The following is a 426-nucleotide window of genomic DNA, read 5'->3' as shown; positions in this document are numbered from 1 at the left end:
TGATCTGGTGCGGTCGGTGTTTGACGGTGAGGTGCGGTTGTGGCCGCATCGGCGTTTCCCGTTGCCGGCGGTACGGCGTCTGACCGGCGCCGACACGCACCCCATCGACGTGGTCTTCGGCTACACCGAGCCGCGCACCGACCCCTCTGTCGGGAAGGACGCGGGCGGACCGAGCGCCGCACCGACGCCCGCCGGCCACACCGCGCCGGCCGACGATGCCACCGACGAGCGGACCGCCAGCGACGTGGCCGCCACCGAATTCCTCCTGTCCGTCGGTGCCAGCCCGACCGTGATCCGTCTCGTCGGTGACGGGCGAGTGTTTGGTGGGGCGGGGTTGGTGCGGTTGGCGGGGATGTTCCGGGTGGTGTTGGAGTCGATGGTTGCGGATCCGGGTGGGGATTCGCGGGTGGTGTGTGTGCCGTCTGG

1 protein-coding gene is annotated in these 426 nt (G+C 70.7%); it reads left to right on the top strand.

Features of this window, described 5'->3' with window-relative positions; all coding sequences use genetic code 11:
* Window positions 1–16: 16 nt before the first annotated feature.
* Window positions 17–426, top strand: a 410-nt coding sequence (locus tag ADK66_RS30365; protein ID WP_157553125.1) for a hypothetical protein, incomplete at its 3' end; no start/stop codon positions are given.

Origin of the sequence: Micromonospora sp. NRRL B-16802 (genome assembly GCF_001279555.1) — a bacterium.
GTDB lineage: Bacteria > Actinomycetota > Actinomycetes > Mycobacteriales > Micromonosporaceae > Micromonospora > Micromonospora profundi.
Note: the sequence above shows the minus strand (reverse complement) of the source record. Positions and strands in the feature narration are given on the sequence as shown.